Source organism: Streptomyces sp. NPDC006339 (genome assembly GCF_040612775.1).
GTDB lineage: Bacteria > Actinomycetota > Actinomycetes > Streptomycetales > Streptomycetaceae > Streptomyces.
The window spans coordinates 1-2,007 of the sequence record NZ_JBEXQW010000115.1 but is presented as its reverse complement, the minus strand read 5'-3'; the positions used below and the strand labels follow the sequence as shown (position 1 = coordinate 2,007).

The following is a 2,007-nucleotide window of genomic DNA, read 5'->3' as shown; positions in this document are numbered from 1 at the left end:
GGAAAGCGAATGAATTCGCTGCGCGAATTCGAGCCCGCTCCGCGGGCTTTAGGAAATTGCTGCGCAATTTCCAATTCCCTTGCTTCGCAAGGGAATTCCGCATTTCCGCTGCGCTCCAATGCGGTAGGGGAATCAATTCCCGCTTCGCGGGAATTGATGGGGCGTCCGCTGCGCTCCCGCCCTACCGGCTGCGCCGGGCAGCGAGGAGGAAGGGTGGCGGGGGCCGGGTGGGTCCGTCAAGGCCGTGTCGTGGCCGGTGAGGAGAAGGTCCGCCAGGACCACGGTACCGGGCCCGACTTGGCCGGTGCAATCAAAACCAGGGCCCGGATAAAGTCTACGCTCAGGCCCTAGTACCCCTGCCGGACAACTCCCGTGCGCAGCATGGCGGGTGCATCACGAGACCGACTGTGTACCGCCTGGGAATCCGCCCCACACCCCCCAACCCGACCGTGCCGCAGGGCGGGTGAGGCTGCTTCAAAAAGGGGCGGTAGCCGGACTCTGGAACCAGCCCGCATCGCCCCTGCATCAAACTGATGCAGCATGTAGCGTTGGCAGAACCACACCACACCCCCCACCGCACGCCCGGACCGGGGCCCAGGGCCGGGGAGGGGGCTTCCCTCCCGCAGAACCTTGGGCGGATCCGGAACGCCGCGCCGTCCCCCCAGGCAGCCGGCCCACCCGCCGAGGCGCGCCCCCGGGCGCAGCGGCCCGGTGGGATGGGCCGGGACCGGGCCGGGCGGTAAGCCGCCTCACAGCCTCACAGGGCGTCCGCCCACCTGGGCAAACGCCCTGTGAGCCTCACAGCCTCACAGGGCGGCGCAGCACCGCCGGCTCACCCACCACGGCCCCCAGCCGCCGCGCCCGAGCCGGGCGCGCGGGCCGTCTCGCACGCGAGACACCCGCGGAAGCCCTGAACGCCCCGCTGCGGCCCGAACGCGCCCCACGCCGCCCAAGGAGCGCCCCGGCAGCGCGCTGGGCCGCCAGAACGGCACACAGGGCCTCACACGGGCACCGACGGCCCTGGTGACACGGGCGGGACGGCGCGACTATGGATGAAAAAGCGGACTTCCGGGCCGGGACGTGTCAGCGCGTCCCGGCCCGCGCCGCGCCAGGGCGCACCTCTCGCCCTCCGCGTGCGCACCCGCTCGACGAGGCCCTGTACGCCGCTGTGCGGGCCGGGCGCGCGGCACCCGGGCCCCCGAGACCCTGGCGGGCCGCCAGGACGCCAGAACGCCACGCAGGCGCCCTCCAGGGGGCCAGGAACATGACCGCGCCCCGCCCGGGAGGATCCGGGCGGGGCGCGGTGCGTTCACCGGGGCCGGCTGTCAGCGGTCGGGGGCGAGCTGGGTGCAGCGGACGCCGCCCTCGGGGTGCCACTCCATCGCGGGCTCGGCGGCCCGGCTGTGCTCGCTGCACCGGTCGGCGGGGGTCAGGCCGCCGCAGGCGTGCCGCTGGCAGACGCACTGCGGGCCCGGGACGGCGTACGGCAGCGCGTGGCGGGCGACCGGTGCGGTGCCGGTGCCGGTGCCGAGCGTGCGGCGTGCCCTCGGCGCGGGTGCCGGGTGCGGGTCGAGGACGCCCCGGGCGCGCAGCTCGGTGACGTCGGGGAGGTCGATGCCGGGAAGGTCGGTGAGGAGGTCGGCCTCGGCGGCCTGGATCGGTGCGGCCTTGGGGCCGGGTCCGAGGGTGCGGCGTGTGGTCACGGCGGTCACCGGCTCCCCGAGGAGGTGAGGGCGAGGACCTGGTGGGCGGCGGGCCACTGGTAGCAGGATCCCCGGTCGGTCTCGACGTCCACGTAGCCGCCGGTGACCTGGACGCGGGTGATCGTCTCCATGGTGGTGCTGGTGGTGACCATGACGGTGCGTCCGGTGGTGAGCCGGTCGGCGCGGATGTGTTCGGTGGCGGTGCTCACGGGCGGTGTCCTTTCAGCGTGTCGGTGCTACAGCTCGAAGGTGATCTGGTCGATGTCGGTGAGCTCGACGAGGAGGCCCTCGGCGCGGTGGCCGC

Annotated in this window: 2 protein-coding genes; both read right to left on the bottom strand. The window is 73.6% G+C overall.

All coding sequences use genetic code 11. From position 1 onward, the window contains the following. Nucleotides 1-1,325 precede the first annotated feature (1,325 nt). Nucleotides 1,326-1,703, bottom strand: coding sequence for a hypothetical protein (locus ABZ135_RS38700; RefSeq protein ID WP_356703103.1), 378 nt, complete (start codon nucleotides 1,701-1,703; stop codon nucleotides 1,326-1,328). A 5-nt stretch (nucleotides 1,704-1,708) separates the two neighbouring features. After that, nucleotides 1,709-1,912, bottom strand: a complete 204-nt coding sequence (locus ABZ135_RS38695; protein WP_356703101.1) for a hypothetical protein — start codon at nucleotides 1,910-1,912, stop codon at nucleotides 1,709-1,711. Between the last annotated feature and the right edge of the window lie 95 nt (nucleotides 1,913-2,007).